General features: G+C 34.5%; 17 protein-coding genes and 1 tRNA gene. 8 read left to right on the top strand and 10 right to left on the bottom strand.

Annotated features, from left to right (window positions below):
- The first annotated feature begins 62 nt into the window (after window positions 1-62).
- Genes ALGA_RS13905 through ALGA_RS13895 form a run of 3 tightly spaced genes read left to right on the top strand, consistent with a single transcriptional unit; the run spans window position 63 to window position 4,476 of the window.
- Window positions 63-1,013, top strand: coding sequence for a FecR family protein (locus tag ALGA_RS13905; RefSeq protein ID WP_096429993.1), 951 nt, complete (start codon window positions 63-65; stop codon window positions 1,011-1,013).
- Window positions 1,014-1,021: 8 nt separating this feature from the next.
- Window positions 1,022-3,604: a TonB-dependent receptor gene (locus ALGA_RS13900; protein WP_096429991.1), complete on the top strand. Its 2,583-nt coding sequence runs from the start codon at window positions 1,022-1,024 to the stop codon at window positions 3,602-3,604.
- Window positions 3,605-3,615: 11 nt separating this feature from the next.
- Window positions 3,616-4,476 carry a DUF4249 domain-containing protein gene (locus tag ALGA_RS13895; protein ID WP_096429989.1) on the top strand — a complete coding sequence of 287 codons (861 nt, stop codon included), beginning with the start codon at window positions 3,616-3,618 and terminating at the stop codon, window positions 4,474-4,476.
- Between the two features lie 33 nt (window positions 4,477-4,509).
- On the opposite strand, the gene ALGA_RS13890 is transcribed toward ALGA_RS13895, so the two are convergent.
- Window positions 4,510-4,950 (bottom strand): (4Fe-4S)-binding protein, encoded by a 441-nt coding sequence (locus ALGA_RS13890; RefSeq protein WP_096429987.1) that lies wholly within the window; start codon window positions 4,948-4,950, stop codon window positions 4,510-4,512.
- A gap of 255 nt (window positions 4,951-5,205) precedes the next feature.
- On the opposite strand from ALGA_RS13890, the gene ALGA_RS13885 reads away from it, so the two are divergent.
- Window positions 5,206-5,278: transfer RNA gene (locus tag ALGA_RS13885), tRNA-Trp, on the top strand.
- Between the two features lie 78 nt (window positions 5,279-5,356).
- On the opposite strand, the gene ALGA_RS22990 is transcribed toward ALGA_RS13885, so the two are convergent.
- The 3 genes from ALGA_RS22990 to purB form a co-directional block, all read right to left on the bottom strand.
- Complete coding sequence (locus ALGA_RS22990) at window positions 5,357-5,512, bottom strand: hypothetical protein (protein WP_153244853.1); 156 nt, start codon at window positions 5,510-5,512, stop codon at window positions 5,357-5,359.
- A gap of 131 nt (window positions 5,513-5,643) precedes the next feature.
- Entirely contained in the window at window positions 5,644-7,467 is a 1,824-nt protein-coding gene (locus ALGA_RS13880) for an ABC transporter ATP-binding protein (RefSeq protein WP_096429985.1), read from the bottom strand.
- 118 nt (window positions 7,468-7,585) lie between these two features.
- Entirely contained in the window at window positions 7,586-8,923 is a 1,338-nt protein-coding gene (gene purB, locus ALGA_RS13875) for an adenylosuccinate lyase (protein WP_096429983.1), read from the bottom strand.
- Between the two features lie 181 nt (window positions 8,924-9,104).
- Here purB and ALGA_RS13870 point away from each other — a divergent pair, with 181 nt between their 5' ends.
- Both ALGA_RS13870 and ALGA_RS13865 read left to right on the top strand, forming a co-directional pair.
- On the top strand, window positions 9,105-9,884 hold the full coding sequence (locus ALGA_RS13870; RefSeq protein WP_096429981.1) for an EI24 domain-containing protein: 780 nt from the start codon (window positions 9,105-9,107) through the stop codon (window positions 9,882-9,884).
- 253 nt (window positions 9,885-10,137) lie between these two features.
- Window positions 10,138-11,007, top strand: a complete 870-nt coding sequence (locus tag ALGA_RS13865; protein WP_096429979.1) for a class I SAM-dependent methyltransferase — start codon at window positions 10,138-10,140, stop codon at window positions 11,005-11,007.
- A gap of 67 nt (window positions 11,008-11,074) precedes the next feature.
- Here the strand turns inward: ALGA_RS13865 and ALGA_RS13860 are convergent, their stop codons facing one another.
- The 6 genes from ALGA_RS13860 to gldF form a co-directional block, all read right to left on the bottom strand.
- Window positions 11,075-12,871 (bottom strand): AMP-dependent synthetase/ligase, encoded by a 1,797-nt coding sequence (locus ALGA_RS13860; RefSeq protein WP_096429977.1) that lies wholly within the window; start codon window positions 12,869-12,871, stop codon window positions 11,075-11,077.
- 234 nt (window positions 12,872-13,105) lie between these two features.
- A complete protein-coding gene (locus tag ALGA_RS13855) occupies window positions 13,106-13,717 on the bottom strand; it encodes a fumarylacetoacetate hydrolase family protein (protein WP_096429975.1) in 612 nt (203 codons plus the stop codon).
- 11 nt (window positions 13,718-13,728) lie between these two features.
- Complete coding sequence (locus tag ALGA_RS13850; protein ID WP_096429973.1) at window positions 13,729-14,496, bottom strand: 3'-5' exonuclease; 768 nt, start codon at window positions 14,494-14,496, stop codon at window positions 13,729-13,731.
- A gap of 107 nt (window positions 14,497-14,603) precedes the next feature.
- Window positions 14,604-15,734 (bottom strand): DNA polymerase III subunit beta, encoded by a 1,131-nt coding sequence (gene dnaN / locus ALGA_RS13845; RefSeq protein WP_096429971.1) that lies wholly within the window; start codon window positions 15,732-15,734, stop codon window positions 14,604-14,606.
- A gap of 312 nt (window positions 15,735-16,046) precedes the next feature.
- On the bottom strand, window positions 16,047-17,747 hold the full coding sequence (gldG, locus tag ALGA_RS13840; RefSeq protein WP_096429969.1) for a gliding motility-associated ABC transporter substrate-binding protein GldG: 1,701 nt from the start codon (window positions 17,745-17,747) through the stop codon (window positions 16,047-16,049).
- Between the two features lie 12 nt (window positions 17,748-17,759).
- Complete coding sequence (gldF, locus tag ALGA_RS13835) at window positions 17,760-18,491, bottom strand: gliding motility-associated ABC transporter permease subunit GldF (RefSeq protein WP_096429967.1); 732 nt, start codon at window positions 18,489-18,491, stop codon at window positions 17,760-17,762.
- Window positions 18,492-18,687: 196 nt separating this feature from the next.
- Here gldF and ALGA_RS13830 point away from each other — a divergent pair, with 196 nt between their 5' ends.
- Together ALGA_RS13830 and ALGA_RS13825 are read left to right on the top strand one after the other, a co-directional pair.
- Window positions 18,688-19,797, top strand: a complete 1,110-nt coding sequence (locus tag ALGA_RS13830) for an acyloxyacyl hydrolase (RefSeq protein WP_096429965.1) — start codon at window positions 18,688-18,690, stop codon at window positions 19,795-19,797.
- Complete coding sequence (locus ALGA_RS13825) at window positions 19,787-20,530, top strand: GIN domain-containing protein (RefSeq protein WP_096429963.1); 744 nt, start codon at window positions 19,787-19,789, stop codon at window positions 20,528-20,530. Before ALGA_RS13830 ends, ALGA_RS13825 begins: the two co-directional genes overlap by 11 nt.

The raw sequence follows: 20,530 nt of genomic DNA, 5'->3' as shown, positions 1-20,530 counted from the left end.
TGATAACTCCAAGAACTAAAAATTGCATTTTTTTGTTTCGAACACCAATAATATTATGCACAATGAAGGTAAACACCGAAGTATTAACCGACTATTTAAATGGAAAATGTGACGAAGAAACAAAACAAAAGCTGGAACAATGGCTAAAAAATGAGCCTAATAATCGAAAGTATCTGAACGAACTAAAGGTTTATTGGGAAGCGAAAGAACTCAAGCCTGCGAAAATCAATTTCGATTCGACAGAAGGATTTCAAAGTCTATTGGCGAAAAAATCTAACAAAAAATCACAATACATAAGAAAAACCCTTCGATATGCAGCTTTTATAGCAGCTCTCGTAACAACAAGTTTATTCGGGTATTTTTTTATTACTCCTGGAAATTCAAACAGAATTGTTCTGAATACAGAGCAAACAGAGAAAACCATGATACTTCCCGATGGAACATCCATTCTTCTTGCAATAGGTTCTTCGATTGAATATCCTAATGAATTTGCGGATAATGAAAGACTAGTAAAACTAAAGGGAGAGGCTTTTTTTAATGTGACTAAAAACGAGGAAAAACCTTTTGTTATTTTATCCGGACAAACCCAAACCAAAGTTGTTGGCACCTCTTTCCGAATAATAGAAGAAGCCGACAGAACGATGATAAAGGTTCGAACCGGAATTGTAGAATTTATGCAACTAGGAAATCCAAAGAATAAAATTAGATTACAAAAAGGCGATTTGGCGCTATTTGTAAACAATCAAAAAGCAGTTCTAAAAGGAGATACGGAGTCTGAAAAAATTGATTTTTCGGTAAAACTATTAGAATATCAAAATGAGAAATTAGAAATTATTTGTAAAGATTTAAGTGAGCTTTTCAATACTCCAATTCAGATTCAAAGTGAAAACAAATCTCAACTTTCGCTTACAGCTGTATTTGAGAATCAGAATATCAAAAGCATAATCGAATCTATTTGCTTCACGCTTAATCTCGAGTTTGAACAAAAAGGAAACATCATTCTACTAAAGTAAATTATCAAATGAAGCACATCATTCTTACCCTTAGTTGCATGTTTATGCTGCTTGGGAATACAACTCTATTGTCGCAAAATAGAATAAGCAGCATTATAAAAACAGAAAATAGCTCCTACACGTTTAATGAATTAATGAATCTGATTAAGTCACAATCCGGATACAATTACACGTACCCAACAGATAGTGAATTAAGTCAAAAATTGATTCATCTTGGTAAAAAAGAATATGCACTGGATCTGCTGTTAGACAAAATTTCTCTTCAGTTACAAGTAAAATACAGGATAATTGGAAAACAGATCTCTTTTAAGCTTATTCCAAAAAAAACAGTCACCATAAGTGGATATATTCGTGATAAAAAAACAGGAGAAGACTTAATTGGTGCCTCTTGCTATATTACTGAATTGAAACAAGGCACCGTTGCTAATTCATATGGGTTTTACTCTTTAAGCATTCCATCGGGTTATTATACCGTGAGTTATTCATTTATGGGAACAAAAACCCAAACTAAAGTCGCTGAAATAACTGAAGATCAAAATACAAACATTGAATTAGGACCAGATAACTTACAAATAAAAGAAGTAATTGTAAGAGCCGATGGAGGAAGCCAAAATGTAGAGCGAGCTGAGATGAGTGTAATAAAGCTACCCATTTCTACCATAAAAAGACTTCCTGCCTTAATGGGAGAAATCGATTTAATTAAAACCGTTCAAATGCTACCAGGAGTTAAACCTGCCTCTGAAGGTTCAACAGGTTTTAGCGTGCGTGGTGGAAACCCAGACCAGAATTTATTGCTGTTAGATGAAGCCCCTGTATATAATGCGGCTCACCTTTTAGGTTTCTTTTCAATTTTTAATGGAGATGCTTTGAGCGATCTAAAACTCTATAAAGGTGACATTCCTGCTAGTGTTGGGGGAAGGTTGTCTTCTTTGTTAGATATCCGCATGAAAAATGGAAATACTAAGAAGTTCTCTGGGAATGGTGGTATTGGTACCGTTTCGTCTCGCTTAACGCTAGAAGGTCCTATTGGAAAAAATGAGAAAACCTCCTTTCTTTTATCAGGAAGAAGAAGCTATGCAGACCTGTTCTTAAAACTTTCATCAAATGAAGATGTTAATGACAATACGGTTTATTTCTATGATGTAAATGCAAAAATCAATCACCGCTTTAATGACAAAAACAGACTTTTTATATCAAGCTATACGGGAAAGGATAAGTTTGAAAGCAAGGACAATGGACTGAATTTTGGTAACCAGACAGCAACCATACGATGGAATCACTTATTTTCAAATAAGCTGTTCTTAAATACCACACTACTGTATAGTAAGTACTATTATGAACTCTCAAACAAATTGGGTACAGATGCTTTTAAATGGGAATCGAACCTAGAAGATTATTCAACCAAACTAGATTTCAATTACTTTTTAAATTTGAACAATACGATAAAATTTGGGGGAATCGTAACCTACCATCAATTTGAACCAGGACATGCGTATGGATTGGGAGAGCAATCTCTTTTTACTGATTATAAAGTTAACGAATCTAATGCTTTAGAATCTGGACTATACGCTTCTAACGAGCAAAAGATTGGTGATCGTTTAACGCTTAAATACGGCCTGCGTTTTTCAATGTTCAATAATGTTGGTGAAGGAACCGTATATAATATCGATGATAATTATAATATTGATGGTTCAACAACTTATAAAAAAGGGGATGTTTTTAATACCTATACAAATTTTGAACCTCGACTTGGCTTAAAATATACGCTGAGTCCGGTTTCATCTGTGAAAGCTAGTTATACAAGAACAGCTCAATACATGCAACTCACACAAAATTCAACAGGAGGTATGCCTTTGGATGTTTGGTTTCCATCCTCTCCTAATGTGAAACCACAAAAATCAGATCAGTTTGCTCTAGGCTATTTCCGGAACTTTAGCGATAATATCATTGAAATGTCTTTGGAAGGCTATTATAAAAAATTGCAAAACACTATCGATTTTAAGGATTTTGCTGATTTATTGCTAAATAAGGAGCTGGAAGCTGAATTGAGATTTGGATCTGCTAAAGCTTATGGGTTTGAATTCATGACAAACTTGAATTTTAACCGCCTACAAGGATGGTTTGGTTATACCTGGTCTCGAACAAAAAGAACAATAAAAGGAATCAACAATGGAAACTCGTATCGTTCTCCTTACGATGTTCCTCACGACTTTAAAGCTATCTTAAGCTATCAATTAACGAAACGAACAACCATTTCAGCTAACTTTAAATACTCAACAGGGGCACCAGTAACTTATCCTGTGGGAAGAACGGAATATCAAGGAGCATTTATTAAAGTCTATTCAGAAAGAAACTCTTATAGATTGCCAGATAACCATCGTTTGGATTTAGCTTTAACCGTAAAAGGGAAAAAGAAACCCAATCAAAAATGGGAAGGTGAATGGAATTTTTCTTTATACAATGCTTACGGACGAAAAAATCCATGGTATATAAGTTTTGTACAAGATGAAGATAATCCTAATGTAATGAAAGCCGAGAAAACCTATCTGTTTACCTTTGTTCCTTCAGTAACCTATAACTTTAAATTCTAATTATTAATACAATGAAATACATATTATATATAAGCATTTTAATATCTGTAGCAGCCTGTACTGAAGAAATAGATGTGAAGTTAGATGATGGAGAAACACGCTTGTCTGTTGAAGCGAAAGTTACGTCAGATTTAAAGAAACACTTTGTAAAATTGAAAGAATCGAGCGATGTGTTTTATTCCGAAGAAGCTATTGCAGTCAGCAATGCGACCATAACCGTAAATGATGGCAGCAACATTTATGAATATACCGAAAGGGAACCAGGTTATTACGAAAGTAATGTTGAGTTTGCTGGGCAAGAGGGGAAAACTTATTCCTTGTCGATTGGTAATGTTGATATCGATAAAGATGGGACCATTGAAGACTATTTAGCGAGTTCTACAATGAAGCCGCCTTATGCTGTTGATTCGGTAAAGCTACATTTCGATCCAGATCATGAAACACGTGGTGACGAGGAGGATAAAGGTGAATTTTGGTTGCTATCTCTTTACATGAAAGACAATATTGAGACTGAGGATTATTACGGATTTGCAAGTCAGATTAATGATGTATTGGTTCATGATACGATCACTGAACTCTTGGTTCAAAAAGATACCTATTTTAATGGAGTACTAACCAAAGGAGTAGATGTAGGAGAGTTTAATCAATCGAAACCTGATGAAAGACTTAACAATCTCGATAAAATAACTTTAGAAACCTACGCGATAACAAAGGATTATTATGATTTTGTAAGCCAGTTACAGGAAATGGATGAAGGTCAATCCATGTTTTCAGGCACTCCAGGGAATATCATAACAAATATTTCGAATAACGCAGTTGGCTTTTTCGCAGTATACTCCATAAGCAGAACTACAACTACCGTTAATTTTTAATAACACTTAAAGAGCACCAATGGTGCTCTTTTTTTATTCTTTAAATCCAATGTCTTTGTGGGAACCATCGCAAAATGGTTTGTTTTTAGAGGCACCACACCGACAAAAATAACATGAATTTTCAACAACTTCCCTGCGACCATCAGAACCGATAAGAGTTATTGGGCCTTCCATCATAATGGGACCATCTTTAAAAACTTCTACTTTATGTCCAGTCTCGATCGCTTTTGCTGGGCCCTTCTCACTATCATCTACAGGACCATTCATATAAAAAGACAATGCTCTTGATGGGCATTTTTGCACTTGTCTAATGATCTCTTCAGTGGTAGCTCCTTCCGCTTTAACCCAAGGTTGTGTTCCAGGCTGAAACACATCAGGTAAGCCTTTAAAGCAAACTTCAGAGTGAATACATAAATCTGGTTCGTACACTACTGTAACAACTCCATTTGAGTATTCTTTTTTTATGTTCTTCATAATAGCTAAATTTTCGTATGATAACTTCAACTATTAATGTACCACATTTTAATGAATATTATAAAATAATTTTCACTCAATAAAAAACTCCGACACAACAGCAATCCGCTCATTCTGAAACCCCTGCAAAATCTGACGAAAATTAAATTTCATGAAATAAAATCAAGACAAAAAAAAGGACTTGCACATCAAAAAAAAAATTCTACTTTTGTCGCAGGCTTTTCGGCGGAACAAGTTTGAAAAGACTAATTACAGACGGGTGTAGCTCAGTTGGCAGAGCACTGGTCTCCAAAACCAGGTGTCGGGAGTTCGAGTCTCTCCACCCGTGCAAAAACCTTCCTAAATAAACAGGAAGGTTTTTTTATATAAAAAAAAGCGACCATTTATGATCGCTTTTTTCTTGTTTTTATAAACTATCCTTTAAATAATACTTTTCATTTGCATCCATCTCCACAATTCCATCTCTCAATTTATAATTTGGAATTTCATTTTTAGATTTTTCCGGATGAAATCTTTTCTTCTTTTCTTTCTGTGGATGAATTGATCTAATAGTTTTCGACATGACTTTTAAATTTAAAAAAACTTAGTGTACACTATCATCTATTTACTACGTAATTAATAAAAAAAAAGTGACAAAAAAAAGATAAACCAATTAATTGATTCATCTTTCTTACTATATCATCTAAAAAACACCTACAGTAGCTGCATGTCATACAATTTTTTATAAGCGCCACCTTTTTGAATCAACTCATCGTGCTGTCCTCTTTCAACAATTTCACCTTCGTGGAAAACACAAATTAAATCGGCATTTTTAACTGTAGATAAGCGGTGAGCAATAACAACCGAAGTACGGTTCTGCATCAGCTTATCCAAAGCATCCTGCACCAAACGCTCCGATTCAGTATCCAAAGCCGAAGTTGCTTCATCCAAAATCATAATTGGAGGGTTTTTAAGAACCGCTCTTGCAATACTCAACCTCTGACGCTGACCACCGGAAAGCTTGCCTCCACGGTCTCCAATATTGGTATAATACCCATCTTCTGTTGCGGTAATAAAATCATGAGCATTAGCAATTTTAGCTGCTGCTTCAACATCTTCCAAGCTGGCATTTTCTACACCAAAAGCAATATTGTTGAAAATAGTATCATTAAACAGAATGGACTCCTGATTTACATTACCCATCAAGTTTCTCAAATCAGCCATTTTATAATCTCTAATATCCTCGCCATCAACAAATATTCCACCTTCTTTCACATCATAGAATCTAGGTAATAAATCTACGAAAGTGGTTTTACCTGAACCCGATTGGCCAACCAAGGCAACAGTTTTTCCCTTTGGAATCTCAAGATTTATATTTTTCAGAATTTTTTTCTCTCCATTGTACGAGAAACTTACATTTCTATATTCAATCGCATTTTCAAAACGATTTACTTGTTTTGCATTTGGTTTATCAACGATTGTAGACTCAGCCCCTAAAATCTGATCGATACGCTCCATAGCAGCCAAACCCTTTTGAATACTAAAGAAAGCTTTCGAAAATGCTTTTGCTGGATTTATTATCGAGTAAAATAACACCAAGTAAACCATGAAACTGGCTCCATTAAGATTTCCTTCTCCATTTAAGATTAAACGCCCACCATACCATAATACAATAACAATAACGATGGTTCCTAGCAATTCACTAACAGGATGAGCTAAAACCCTTCTCCGCATCAAACTGTTCATAATACGTCGGTAATCGTTATTTTCTGCGGAAAATTTTTCTGTTACTTTATCCTCAGCCGTAAAGGCTTTTATGATACGAAGCCCAGAAAGGGTTTCTTCAATGGTAGATAAAAGATCGCCCATTTTGTTTTGTCCCAAACGAGATGTTTTTTTCAGACTTTTCCCTATTTGTCCAATGATAAAGCCTGCAATAGGCAAAAGAATAAAACTAAAAAGCGTCAATTGAGGACTCATGATAATCATTGCCGCCAAGGATACAATAATTATAATCGGGTTCTTGATGAACATATCCAATGAATTCATCACCGAGTTCTCAACCTCCTGAACATCACCCGTAGAACGTGCAATAATATCACCTTTCTTTTCTTCTGTAAAAAAAGGAATAGGCAAACTCACGATCTTATCGTAGATCATATTTCGCATATCACGAACTACACCATTTCTTAAACCTACAGTATGATATGATCCAAGATATGTAAACCCTACTTTTAGAAATACGGCAATCACTAGAAAAACACCAACAAATATAAGAGCTGAATCTTCGCCATAATCTAACTTTACTTGAGATGTATAATAGTAAAAATTGCTCTTAATTGAATCTAGTGTAAATTCCCATGGCACAAGTTCTGCTACTGGCTTTGCGATACTAAACAGGATTTCTAAAACCGGTTGCATCATCGCAAAAGAGAATACTCCGAAGATTGCTGCTAACAGGTTATAAACGAAACTCATTATTAAATCTCCTTTATAAGGAGGCAAGAATCGTTTCAAAATCTTAATAAAATCTTTCATCAAGTAATTAATGTGTGATATAAACGCTTACCGATTATCAATAAGCGGTCAAAAAAATTAGGCTGTAAAAGTACAACTCTTACAGCCTATTTACAAAGTATTAACAAGATTTAATATTTTAGATTCCGGTATAATTCAAAGGAGTAATCGCCTTTAATTCAGCCTTTAAACTATCACTTATCTCAAGTGTATCAATAAACTCAGCAATGCTGCTTTTAGTTACTGAAGTGTTTGTACGGGTTAAAGCTTTCAATGCCTCGTATGGGTTTGGATAAGCTTCTCTACGTAAAATTGTCTGAATTGCTTCCGCAACCACAGCCCAGTTAGCTTCTAAATCTGCTTTAAAAGCATCAGGAGAAAGAATCAACTTATCTAAACCTTTTAATACAGATTTAAATGCAATAATTGAGTGAGCAAAAGGAACACCTATATTTCTCAATACAGTTGAATCGGTAAGATCGCGTTGTAAACGAGAGATAGGTAATTTTGCTGATAAGTGCTCAAAAGTTGCGTTTGCTAATCCTAAGTTACCTTCTGAATTTTCGAAATCGATAGGGTTCACCTTATGTGGCATAGCCGACGAACCAACTTCTCCTTCTTTAATTCTTTGCTTGAAGTAATTCATGGAAATATAAGTCCAAAAATCACGGTTCATATCAATTAAGATAGTATTGATGCGTTTGAAATTATCAAAGATCGCAGCCATATTATCGTAGTTTGAAATTTGAGTTGTGTATTCTTCACGCTCCAATTTCAGATACTCATTCACAAATTTGTTTCCGAAAGCTTTCCAATCAATTTTTGGATAAGCTACGTGGTGTGCATTAAAGTTACCAGTAGCGCCTCCAAACTTCGCAGAGCAGGGAACCGATTTCAAAAGATCCAACTGTGTCTTCAAACGATACACATAAACCATTACTTCTTTACCCAAACGAGTAGGTGAAGCTGGTTGTCCGTGAGTACGGGCAAGCAAAGAAATATCTTTCCAGTCGTTTGCTAAGCTTTCAAGTTTATCGATTAATTCGTCTAAAAGCGGATAGTAAACATCATGTACCGCATCTCTTAAAGAGTACGGAGTTGCTGTATTATTGATATCCTGAGAAGTCAATCCAAAATGGATGAATTCTTTATATTTCTGAAGATTTAAAGTATCAAATTTTTCCTTAAGAAAGTACTCAACTGCCTTAACATCGTGATTTGTTACGCTTTCAATTTCTTTAACCTTTTGCGCATCTTCAATTGAGAAATCGATGTACAAACTGCGTAAATCATCAAATAGATTTTTATCGAAATCTTTTAATTGAGGAAGAGGAATTTCGCATAAAGCGATAAAATATTCAACTTCTACTAAAACTCTGTATCGCACCAAAGCATATTCCGAAAAATACTCTCCCAGAACGTCTACCTTATCACGGTAACGTCCATCAATCGGCGAAATTGCTGTCAAACTCTGCATTTCAAAAAAAATTAAATGTAATAATGGTTATTTAGAAACCCAAAGGTAATTAAAAGCGATGAGTCCCGAAAGCTTTCCTAGCATGTATCTAAGCACACAATTAAACATTTACACTTATCCTTCTCATTTTATCTATAAATGTTATTTTTGTTAACCCGCACGTTAACTTAAAACGATATCAATGAAATTCTTTAAAGATTTTAGCTTCGGATTGCGAGTTTATACCGAAGCCATTCAATATATATTTAGAAAACGATTGGCTTGGTTTTTCTTATTCCCAATTCTTCTCAACGTTATTTTATTTTGGGTTGGGTGGGATTATATTGGCGATTTGGCTCAACAATCGCAAACTTACCTGGAAGGATGGTTAGATTTAAAAAATGCTGACTTCTGGGGTTCTGGTTTCTTAAAAGCTACAATTGGCGGATTTATTTGGGTGGTGTTTAAGATCCTGTTTTTCCTTATATTCGCTTACACTGGAGGTTATATCATCATCATTCTTATGTCGCCTGTATTCTCCTATTTATCGGAACGAACTGAAAAAATAAAAACAGGAAATGACTATCCGTTTGAAGTAAAACAGTTTCTAAAAGATATTATGCGTGGCGTTTTTATAGCAGTTCGAAATTTAATTATCGAACTCGTATTAACTGTGCTCATGTTTATTCTAAGCTTTATTCCAATTATTGGTTGGGCTGCAGCATTATTTTTATTTTTCATTTCGGCATATTTCTACGGATTTTCTTTTCTCGATTATGCAATTGAACGAAAGAAAATGAGCATTAAACAAAGTATTCTGTTTATGAGAGAAAACAAAGGAATTGTCATTGCCAATGGTTTTATTTTTTCTCTTTGCCTTATTGTTCCCTTTTGTGGTGTGTCTATTTCCAGTTTCGCAGCCATAATTTCTGTTGTTGCAGGAACTTTAGCGGTAAATGAAATTTGGGATGAAAATAAATAACCACAAAAAAAACCAAGCAATACTTAAACTTAATTACTATCTTTCATATAAGTTCAAATCCTCTAATAGACTATTGGAATAAAAATATTAAAAAAAAGATCCGATTTGAGTTTTATCAGTTTTATTAGGTGTAATGATGATGATAAACTCATTGAAGATTAAATTAGCTTATTTGTCTTTTAATTAAAATAGTATTTAAGGAATTAAAAGACTAAAATTGCAACAAATTCAGTAATATACTATTAACACCACTATGACTATAATTTCTTCACAGGGATTGCTTGATTTATCCCTTCTTGAAAACATTACCAAGAAACCGGAGTTATTTGCTAAAGATGATGGAAATTTCTGGCAAGATCCATACATTTCAGAGCATTTATTAAATGCTCATCTTGATGATGACTCAGACCAAGGGTCTCGAAAATACCAGGACATAATTCAATCCGTCCTTTGGTTATCGGAATACCTAAAACTCCCGGAAGACAGTAAATTACTGGATTTAGGTTGTGGACCTGGTTTATATTGTGAAAATTTCTACGGACAAGGATATGCCGTAACAGGAATTGATTTCTCGCAAAGTTCTATTGATTATGCCAAAGAACAATCTGAAGAATTTAAATATCGTATTAAATACGTCTGCCAAGACTATATGGAAATGGATTACAAAGAGGAATTCGATGTAATTACCCTTATTTATGGCGATTTATGCGTGTTATCTCATGCCGACAGAACTTTACTTCTGCAAAAAGTAAAGAAAGCATTAAAGCCCAGAGGTTATTTAATTTTCGATGTATTTACAAAGCATTATTTCGAAAATGAAGAACCAGAGCAATCGTGGTACATTAGCGAAGAAGATGGATTCTGGAGTGAAGAAGAACACTTGTTGTTGCAATCTCATTTTAAATACAAAAAAGATAAGGTTCGACTGGATAAATACACCCTGATTTTAAAAAATGGGGAAGTTAAAACCCATAACCTTTGGAAACACTATTTTTCATTAGAGCGCACCATTTCTATGATGAAGGAAAGTGGATTTAATGTGAAGGAGTATTGGTCAGATCTGCAAGGAAAACCATTCGAGGAAAACAGTCCTTGGATTGGAATGGTAGCACAAAAAACGTAATAAAATAAAAAAAACTCCGACAGAAAATTAATTCTATCGGAGTTTTCTAAATAAACTGGTGGGTTTATTATTCTTTATACATCTTATCAATAAGGTGTTTGTATTTTTCCTGAATTACTTTTCGTTTTAATTTCAAAGTTGAAGTTATTTCTCCCGCCTCAATCGAAAATTCTTTCGGTAAAAGGGTGAATTTTTTAATCTGCTCGAAACGAGAAAATTCTTTCTGCATTTCCTCAAAACGCTTTTCAAAAAACTCAATAATTTGAGAATTGCCAAGTAACTCTTCAATTGTATCAAATCCAATATTATTCTGCAATGCATATTTTTGCAGAGGCTCCATTGCGGGCACTGCCAAAGCAGTTACGTATTTTCGGCAATCCCCAATCACAGCTATCTGCTCAATAAACTGATCGTTAACCAAGGTTTTTTCCAACTTTTGCGGAGCAATGTATTTCCCCCCCGAAGTTTTCATCAAATCTTTAATCCGATCTGTTATAGTCACGGTACCATTCTCATCAATTTGACCTGCATCACCAGTGCAAAACCAACCATCCTTCATCACCTCGGCAGTCGCTTCAGGCTTCTTGTAATATCCCCGCATAACACCTGGGCCTTTTACTAAAATTTCATCGTTATCACCAACCTTAATGTCAGTTCCAACAATTATACGACCAGTTGTGTTAAAATCAATATACTTATCACCATACAAACAAACTGTTGCCATGGTTTCTGTTAAGCCATACCCCATTTTCACATTTAAACCTGTGGCGTGAAAATATTCAATAATAGTAGAGTCCAAGGGTGCTCCACCACATGGCATAAATTTAATTCTTCCACCAAATATGTCACGAAGTTTGCTCAGAACTAATTTATCGGCAATCTTATACTTTAGTGCTAATACAGAAGGAACCTTCTTCTCAAACCGGAGGTATTCATTATTGTGTTTCTTTCCAATTTTAATCGCCCAATTCATCAAAGATCTCTTCACAGATGAAGCATCTTTACTTTTCGACTGAATGGCCGCATAAATCTTCTCGTAAATTCGAGGAACCGTGCACATTAGAGTCGGTTTTACCTCTTTCATTGCATCCCCAATTTTTTTAGGATCAAGATTGAAATAAATCTCTATTCCGCGGTGAAAACAGTAGAAACACCAAATTCGTTCATAAACATGGCTTAAAGGCAAGAAACTAAGAGAAATATCTTTATCAGATACATTTAACTCCGCATCATGTGAAACCAATACACTTGAAATGTTATTGTGATCAATCATCACTCCTTTTGGCTCACCTGTAGTACCTGAAGTATAAATTAGAGTTGCAAGATCATCTAATTCAGCTCTTGCAAATCGATCTTCGAACTGATGTCCCATCAAAGAATTCTTTCCGTAAATCAAGAATTCATCCCAATGCATAGACCTTTCTAAATCGGATAAAACTATATTTTTATCGAAAGCAACTACCATTTTTACGTGCGGAACCGTCTTAATTAAATCCATTGCACGATTGTACTGCTCTTGTTCTCCAACAAAAACAACTTGTGCTTCAGAATCTTCAATTATATATTTTGCTTCGGTTGTAGAATTAGTAGGATAAATCGGAACGGTTACTCCGCGAATACTCATGATCGCCAAATCGGCCGTAATCCATTCTGGCATATTTTGTGAAAAGATAGCAACCATTTGCTTTTCTTCAACACCCATTTTAATAAGAGCTTTTGATATTTGTCGAATTTCCAAACCAAATTCAGTCCAAGTTACACCAACCCATTCGCCACTTTTGCCATCCTTATAGTGCATCGCAATTCGATCTGAATATTTTTCAATCCGATCTCGAATTAATTTGCCCCAATGTTGATATTCCATAAAAGTTTTTTAGTTGTAGTATTATTGCAAAGATAGTGATGTTTCCCAACTTTTAAAAGGTTTTCGATTTGGAAGTCAATAAGCTAAAGTGTTAATTATCATTAAAATAGGACATTTAGATCAATCAGGCACGAACTAAAGTAGTTACCTCTCAATAGATTATAAAAAATGACCGTAAACATAAGCGTTTCGGTCATTTCATTTATTAAATACAGAAATAGTACAGTATTTACCCTAACGAACGTAAAAATCCATCATTTTTTGCCCTTCCAGCTCCGCAACCAGATGATCACCGATTTTAACTGGTCCTACACCTTCCGGTGTTCCTGTATAAATCAGGTCTCCAATTTTTAGCGTGAAAAATTGTGACAAATAAGAAATTAAATAATCAATTGAAAAAATCATATTAGAGGTATTACCTGTCTGCACTCTACTCCCATTTATATCCAAAAGGAAATTTAAATTACCAACATCTTCAAATTTATCTTTAGAAACAAATTTGCTGATTGGAGCAGCACCATCAAAAGCCTTGGCTTTTTCCCATGGTAAACCTTTCTTTTTACATTCTGCTTGTATATCACGAGCAGTAAAATCAATTCCTAAGCCAATCTCATCATAGTAACGATGAGCAAATTCCACTGGTATATTTTTACCTACTCTGCAAATTTTCACGACCACTTCCACCTCATGGTGTATGTCTTTTGAAAAATCAGGAAAGTAAAAATCATTATTACTTTTTAAAAGTGCCGAATCGGGCATAGAAAATACCACCGGCTCTTCAGGAACCGGATTATTGAGTTCCTTTGCGTGATTCACGTAATTCCTTCCTATTGCTAAAATTTTCATCGAATAATCGTTTACTTATTAAACCCTCTCAACTTAATCTCTGTAAGTACCTTTTTGGTATACAAAGGAAAATCGCTATTCATCACCCATCCATAATAACCGGGTTGATCAGCCAATACTTTTTCTACAGACACACCTTTATTTTTCCCAAAATTAAAAGTTTCAACTCCATTTTCATCCAAAATAATAAAACCTGCAAAATCAACATTATGATTCTGAGTTGAGTATTTCGCCAGATAATCAATATCATTTTCCAAAATATCGTATTTATCCAGCTGTGATTTTAACACTTCATAAGTTGCTTTCGTATCGGCCTCAGCACCATGTGCTCCTTCCAATTCCTTATTGCAATAAAACTTGTAAGCAGCAACCAAGGTGCGTTGTTCCATTTTGTGAAAAATAGTCTGTACATCAACAAACTTCCTTTTTTTCATGTCAAAATCGATATCTGCACGCAAGAATTCCTCGGCCAACAAGGGAAAATCGAATCGGTTAGAATTGTAACCTGCCAAATCACACCCTTCCAGATATTTTGCAATAGTCTTGCCTATTTCCTTAAATGTTGGCTCATCTTTCACGTCCTCGTCTATAATACCATGAATAGCACTCGACTTAGCAGGAATTGGCATTTCAGGATTTACTCGGTAAGTTTTCACCTCCTCATCACCATTCGGATTTACTTTAACAATACAGATTTCTACGATACGATCTTTTGCAACATTAATTCCTGTTGTTTCAAGATCAATAAAGGCGATTGGATTCTTTAAATTCAGATTCATGGTGTTCTTATGAAATGTTAACTTATACTATTGAAATACAAAACCCAACAGGACTATTCGTTCTGTTGGGTTTGTTTTTATTTTTTAATCATGTTTTTATTCTTGGCTTATGCATTAATCATCATTGGCATTAACAACATCAATACATCCTCGTCAGCATTATCATTGTCATAGGGTAAGAAGATACCAGCCCTCGTTGGATCTGATAATTCAATCATAACATTCGAGGAAGAAATATTAGCTAAAATCTCTAAAAGGAAAACCGATTTAAAACCGATTTCCAATTCTTGTCCTTCGTACTGACACTGCAATCTTTCTCTTGCAGATATTGAGAAGTCTATATCCTGAGCAGAAACAATCAATTCATTTGATTTCAATTCAAATTTAATCAGGTTACTTGCTGGATTCGAAAATACAGAAACTCTCTTCAGTGTATTATATAACTCAACTCTATCAATTGTTAATTTATTTGGATTCGTTTTAGGAATAACCGAGTTGTAACTTGGATAATTCCCTTCAACCAAACGACAGATTAACTTGTAATTAGACAAAGTGAAAAATGCATTTTTCTCATCAAACTCTACCAAAACAGGATTTGTTTCTTTTGGAAGAATATTCCTTAATAAAGAAGCTGGCTTTTTGGGTAAGATAAATGATGATTCAACCTCAGATCTTCCGTCTAATCTTTTGTATCGAACTAACTTGTGAGCATCAGAAGCCACAAAAGTTAGATCATTATTTCCCAACTCAATAAAGATTCCGTTCATCACAGGACGAAGTTCATCATCAGCCGTTGCAAACAATGTTTTATTAACCCCAGTTAGCAAAACTTTACTTTCAACAGAGATATTTACCAAATTAGTTTCTTGTTTTACAGGAAGTTTTGGAAAATCTTCGCCATTCTGTCCAACGATACTAAACACTCCATTTTCGGAAGTAATTTTTACTGCCAAAGAAGTTAAGTCAATATCAAATGTTAGTGGTTGCTCTGGAAATTCTTTTAAAGTATCAGTCAAAATTCTTGCTGGGAAAGCAATTACCCCTTCTCCTACCGAAGTCTCCAATGGAATAGTAGTGATTAAGGTAGATTCTAAATCCGAAGCAGTAGCTACCAATTGATCATCTTTTAGCTCAAACAAGAAGTTATCGAGAATAGGTAAGGTATTCTTACTGCTAATAACGCGACTAATTGCCTGTAAATGACTTAACAATTCTGTACTTGACACTACAAATTTCATTTGCATAATATTTTAAAATTAACCAAAAAAATCAAAACTAAACCCCCTTTTCTCACTTATACTTAAGTACAGATGTAGGGCAAATAATAAGTGGTGAATATACAAATTTATTAGGTAAACTTGCCATTATTCATTCAAAAAACGAATCCGTTTCCATTCAATCAAATTACTATTTAATTGAATACATGTAATTTACCATTAAAACACATTCCCATGCCACTTAAAAAATCATAAAAATGCAATTCAATACAGATTAACTTCGTCTTAAATTGTATTTTACAGCTTGCAAAAATAGTATTTCTAAGCAATATTCTATTGACCAGATGTGGCAAATTTTCGTTTTCTTACATAGAAGCGGATAAGCCCAAAAACAAGCAGTAGAATTAGAGGCAGTAACACGTTAACAACTTGCCAAAACAACCTTTCCGATCTTATTTTGGTTTTGTTTAGCATTCTTAATTTCACTTCACGTGATCTCAATTCCATCCATCCACGATCATCGCACAGATAGTCAATACAATTCAAGAGAAAGCTTCTGTTGCCATATGTTTTTTTACTATATCTATCGTATCCCAAAGCTTCAATTTGACGGTTATTACCTACTCCTCTAACCCTGTTCTTAATTATATCACCATCCGATATCACAATCATTTTAGCTGGAACACTTTCCGATTTAAAATTGCTTTTATCAATCCCTTTCCACATCCTGTTTTGAAAAACAGATGGGAATATTCCCTCTAATAAAACGGCTATATTTTTTGATCCTGCGGGGAAATCGGATGCCTCCATCCTCTTATTTACAATATCCAAGCTAATTGGTTTAGGTACTTTTTCAAGTCTAGTGTAATCCGAGCTAGCCAATAAAACCTGTTTTTTAATTTGTTTATTATCTCCCACAAAATCAATTGAATTTGCAAATTCAGCTTTTATCACATTCAATTTCCGTGTAATAGGATGAGAATCGGGAGCTACCAATAATGGTGAATAGTACCAAGGTGCCGGTGTAAATTTAGCAGGCTGTCCAGGCAATGCTGTTTGAACAGGAATCAACTGACTCTGAACATCCATCACCAAATCAGGATTTATTCTCACACCATATTTAAACAACTGATCTTCCATATTCAATGGCTGATAAAAGGCCATGGTGCTCTCCTTTGTCACCAAACTATCCATGGATGCAATCACCTCATCAATCAGCCACACCACACTTCCACCATTCATTACATACTGATCGATATTGTATTTATCCTCCTCAGTAAACTCCTTACGTGGTTGTGCAATGACCAATGCTGAAAATCGAGATTTATTGGAATTCAAATCCTGCGCTTTAATCCTTTTCACCTCATATCTTTGCAATAAGGAAGCTGTAAAATCGGCCACTTCAAACTCGTCCAACTCTCCTTGACCTGTAAGAAATGCAATTTCTTTAGGCGTATTCGTCTGAAGCATTCGAATGGCAGAGGTCAATTCAAATTCCAATTCTTCAATAGAATGATTTAAATTTTGATCGGAAGACAAACCAGCCACACTTTTTAGCAAATGAACGCTTGTTTCTTTTTCCCGATCATGAATAATAATTCCGGGAACAATCAGCTTCTGGTTTAAACTTCCATCTGTAGTTTTTTCCTGTAAATTTATTGGTTTCAATCCTCTACTTACCAGTTGATCAAAAAGCTCTTTCCGCTTTTGCGGATTGGCAATATCATTAGGATCAATTAAAGCATATGATAAAGTAACATTGGAGTAGGAAGAAAACTCGTCAATCATTTCCAAACAAGCCTTTTGCAGTTTCTCAAATCCGATTGGTAAATCTCCTGAAAGGTAAACTTCAAAATACAAATCCTTCTCTAAATCAGATACTAAATTCTTGGTATTATCCGATAAAGAATATCGTTTTTCTGAAGTCAAATCCCAACGAAAAAAATACACTTGTAAAACTTGAATTACAATTACTAAAGCCAATAGTGATATCAGTAATTGAAAAAGGTCTTTTAATTTTCTATTTTGTAACATATTTAAATTCAATTACCATTTTCTACTCTTAAGAACTGTTCGTGTCAACAAAAGAAAAGCCAGTATAATCCCTACAAAATACAGCAAGTCACGAGAATCAACAATCCCTCTTGAAATTGACCGGTAATGATCGTTAATACCCATTGAAACAATGCTACTTTGCATAGCTTGCATACTACTCATATCTCCTAAATAATCGAATCCAATATAAAAAACAAAACAAAACACCAGAGCTAACAAAAAGGCGACAATCTGATTATCGGTTAATGAACTGGCAAACACTCCAATTGAAACATAAACGCCAGCTAATAAAAACAGTCCAATAAAAGATCCCCAAAATGCTCCGGAATCAATACTTCCAACAGGATTTCCTAAATAATAAATTGAGTAGTAATAAACCAAGCAGAACAGTAGAGAAAATACGACAACTGCTAATCCGGCAAAATACTTTGCCAATACAATTCCCATATCCGATATTGGTCGAGTCATTAATAGTTCGATGGTGCCTTGTTTTTTCTCCTCTGCGAAAAAACGCATGCATACTGCAGGAATTAAAAACAAATAAATCCAGGGTGCCATTTCAAAAAGCACATCCAAATTTGCATATCCTGAATCCAAAGGATTCGAATTTCCAGGAAAAACCCAAACAAACAAGCCTGTTGCAATTAAAAAAATGGAAAGAATTAAATATCCGGAAATTGAACTAAAAAAAGTCCGAACTTCCTTACTAAGGAGTGACAACATATACTTATGTTCTGGTTAAAATTCTTATTCTACAAATTTGCAAAATTATTCCAGTTGAAAAAACTCTTTGCCAAATCAATTTACTTACATAAATTTAAACCATAATTTAAAAGTTCAATTGAAAACTACATTTTTTTCGAGCTAGGTTCTAAGTTATCATTTTAACAAAGACCTTTCCCGAAAACAAAACGACACAATGATAAAACAGGTTCTTCTTTTAATATTTTTTCTTGTCTGTACAAATCTATCTGCCCAAGAGAAATCTGAGAAAGATATATTCACCACTACCCTACGATATCATTACGGTGTAGTGATGCCTCATCATAAATCCATTAGCTATTTGATAAATGATCAAATTTCTGCTGTCGAGTTAAACTTTGGCTATATCCCATCCAACGAAAAAAACTGGGCGAAACTATACAAACAACCTGAAATTGGAATAGGATTGTATCATGGAAGTTTGGGCAACGATAAAATATTAGGAAATGTTACTGCCATTTTCCCATATATAAATTTCCCCTTAAAGAGAGGAAACAAATGGGAGTTTAACACACAGTTGGGAATTGGACTTGGTTACACAAAAAAGCACTTCGATCCGGTTGATAATTACCAAAACATTGCACTTGGGACAAAATTCAATGCCTTTTTTAAATTGATGGCAAATGGAGCATACTCTATTAACTCCAAATGGAATATTAATGGCGGAATTGGATTTAATCACTTATCAAATGGATCTTTCAGTTCACCAAATAAAGGATTAAATCTACTTACCAGTAGTGTTGGGCTAACATATTTTTGGAATGGAAATCGGGAAAAAAAGCCAGTTCCGGTATCTGGGATGAAAGATTTAGAGAATGAGATTCTCCTATTATGGAATCATGGAATAAAACAATCTGCCGAAATAGATAACCACAAATACTACGCAACAAGTTTATCGGGAAGCTATTCAATTGGGATTAATGCAAAACGAAGGATAGGATTCGGAATGGATTTATTCTATGATAAATCGGCAAATCGTGGAAAATGGAATTTCACACCCCAAACCAGTTTCAAGGATAGATTCAGTCAGGGCTTATTTATATCCCACGATTTAGTAATCAATAAATTGTCAATTATTGCACAAATTGGGGTTTATACCATATATAAAACAAAACCTGAAAAGCCAATTTATACACGATTGGGATTAAGATATCAATTAAATGAACATTTTTTAGCAAATTTAAGTCTGAAAGCTCATTTGGGTCAAGCCGATTTTATTGAGTGGGGAATTGGATATAGAATCTCAAAAAAGAAACATGGCAAATAAAATATTAATTCTGAGCCTGATACTACTTATTTTTTGTTCGTGCAGTAAATTAAACCTCTTCGAAGAAGAAGGTGATTATACTGAAACACGCTATGAGTTTACTGCAATTACACAAATAAAAAATTTGAACACTTTTACTATTGAAATTGTTCAGGATGATGAAGAATATCTTTTGCTTAAAGGAGGCGAAAATGTATTGAAAGAAGCTACGATCTCTTTTTCTGATCAAGAAATAATTTTGGATCATCAATATCAAAACTGGACCCGGAATTACGACCTTATCACTGCCGAAATTCATTTGAAAGATCTTCAGACAATAACAATTGACTCTCCTGCAGAAATTAGCAGTAACGGCACATTAAACGGAGACAATCTTTACATTGACATTACAGCTGATGCCGAACTAGTAGAGATGAATCTTACTTTAGATTACGCGAGTATGAAATTTCACTCGCACGGCAGCGTGAGCGGCGGTTATGAATTTGCCGGAATTTGCCCTTTGGCCAACTATACGCTCAACGGAATTACAAATATAAAATCGTCCAATTTACAATCCAAAACGATATCCATAGGCCAAAATGGCATAGGAGAAGCACATGTGTGGGCTGAAGAAAAACTAAACGTCACCATTTACAATATTGGAAATATCTACTACAAAGGAAATCCAGAAATTGAGATCACAAAAGTTCAGATAAATAATCAAAGTCCTACAGCGAAGGTATTACCAGAATAA

This window comes from Labilibaculum antarcticum (assembly GCF_002356295.1).
GTDB classification, from domain to species: Bacteria; Bacteroidota; Bacteroidia; order Bacteroidales; family Marinifilaceae; genus Labilibaculum; species Labilibaculum antarcticum.
The sequence above is the reverse complement of the archived record's forward strand: the minus strand, read 5'-3'. Positions and strand labels throughout refer to the sequence as shown.

Coding starts and splice junctions, on each gene's coding strand:
- ALGA_RS13905 (WP_096429993.1), top strand. CDS start 63: ATGAAGGTAAACACCGAAGTATTAACCGACTATTTAAATGGAAAATGT.
- ALGA_RS13900 (WP_096429991.1), top strand. CDS start 1,022: ATGAAGCACATCATTCTTACCCTTAGTTGCATGTTTATGCTGCTTGGG.
- ALGA_RS13895 (WP_096429989.1), top strand. CDS start 3,616: ATGAAATACATATTATATATAAGCATTTTAATATCTGTAGCAGCCTGT.
- ALGA_RS13890 (WP_096429987.1), bottom strand. CDS start 4,950: ATGAAGAACATAAAAAAAGAATACTCAAATGGAGTTGTTACAGTAGTG.
- ALGA_RS22990 (WP_153244853.1), bottom strand. CDS start 5,512: ATGTCGAAAACTATTAGATCAATTCATCCACAGAAAGAAAAGAAGAAA.
- ALGA_RS13880 (WP_096429985.1), bottom strand. CDS start 7,467: ATGAAAGATTTTATTAAGATTTTGAAACGATTCTTGCCTCCTTATAAA.
- purB (WP_096429983.1), bottom strand. CDS start 8,923: ATGCAGAGTTTGACAGCAATTTCGCCGATTGATGGACGTTACCGTGAT.
- ALGA_RS13870 (WP_096429981.1), top strand. CDS start 9,105: ATGAAATTCTTTAAAGATTTTAGCTTCGGATTGCGAGTTTATACCGAA.
- ALGA_RS13865 (WP_096429979.1), top strand. CDS start 10,138: ATGACTATAATTTCTTCACAGGGATTGCTTGATTTATCCCTTCTTGAA.
- ALGA_RS13860 (WP_096429977.1), bottom strand. CDS start 12,871: ATGGAATATCAACATTGGGGCAAATTAATTCGAGATCGGATTGAAAAA.
- ALGA_RS13855 (WP_096429975.1), bottom strand. CDS start 13,717: ATGAAAATTTTAGCAATAGGAAGGAATTACGTGAATCACGCAAAGGAA.
- ALGA_RS13850 (WP_096429973.1), bottom strand. CDS start 14,496: ATGAATCTGAATTTAAAGAATCCAATCGCCTTTATTGATCTTGAAACA.
- dnaN (WP_096429971.1), bottom strand. CDS start 15,734: ATGAAATTTGTAGTGTCAAGTACAGAATTGTTAAGTCATTTACAGGCA.
- gldG (WP_096429969.1), bottom strand. CDS start 17,747: ATGTTACAAAATAGAAAATTAAAAGACCTTTTTCAATTACTGATATCA.
- gldF (WP_096429967.1), bottom strand. CDS start 18,491: ATGTTGTCACTCCTTAGTAAGGAAGTTCGGACTTTTTTTAGTTCAATT.
- ALGA_RS13830 (WP_096429965.1), top strand. CDS start 18,688: ATGATAAAACAGGTTCTTCTTTTAATATTTTTTCTTGTCTGTACAAAT.
- ALGA_RS13825 (WP_096429963.1), top strand. CDS start 19,787: ATGGCAAATAAAATATTAATTCTGAGCCTGATACTACTTATTTTTTGT.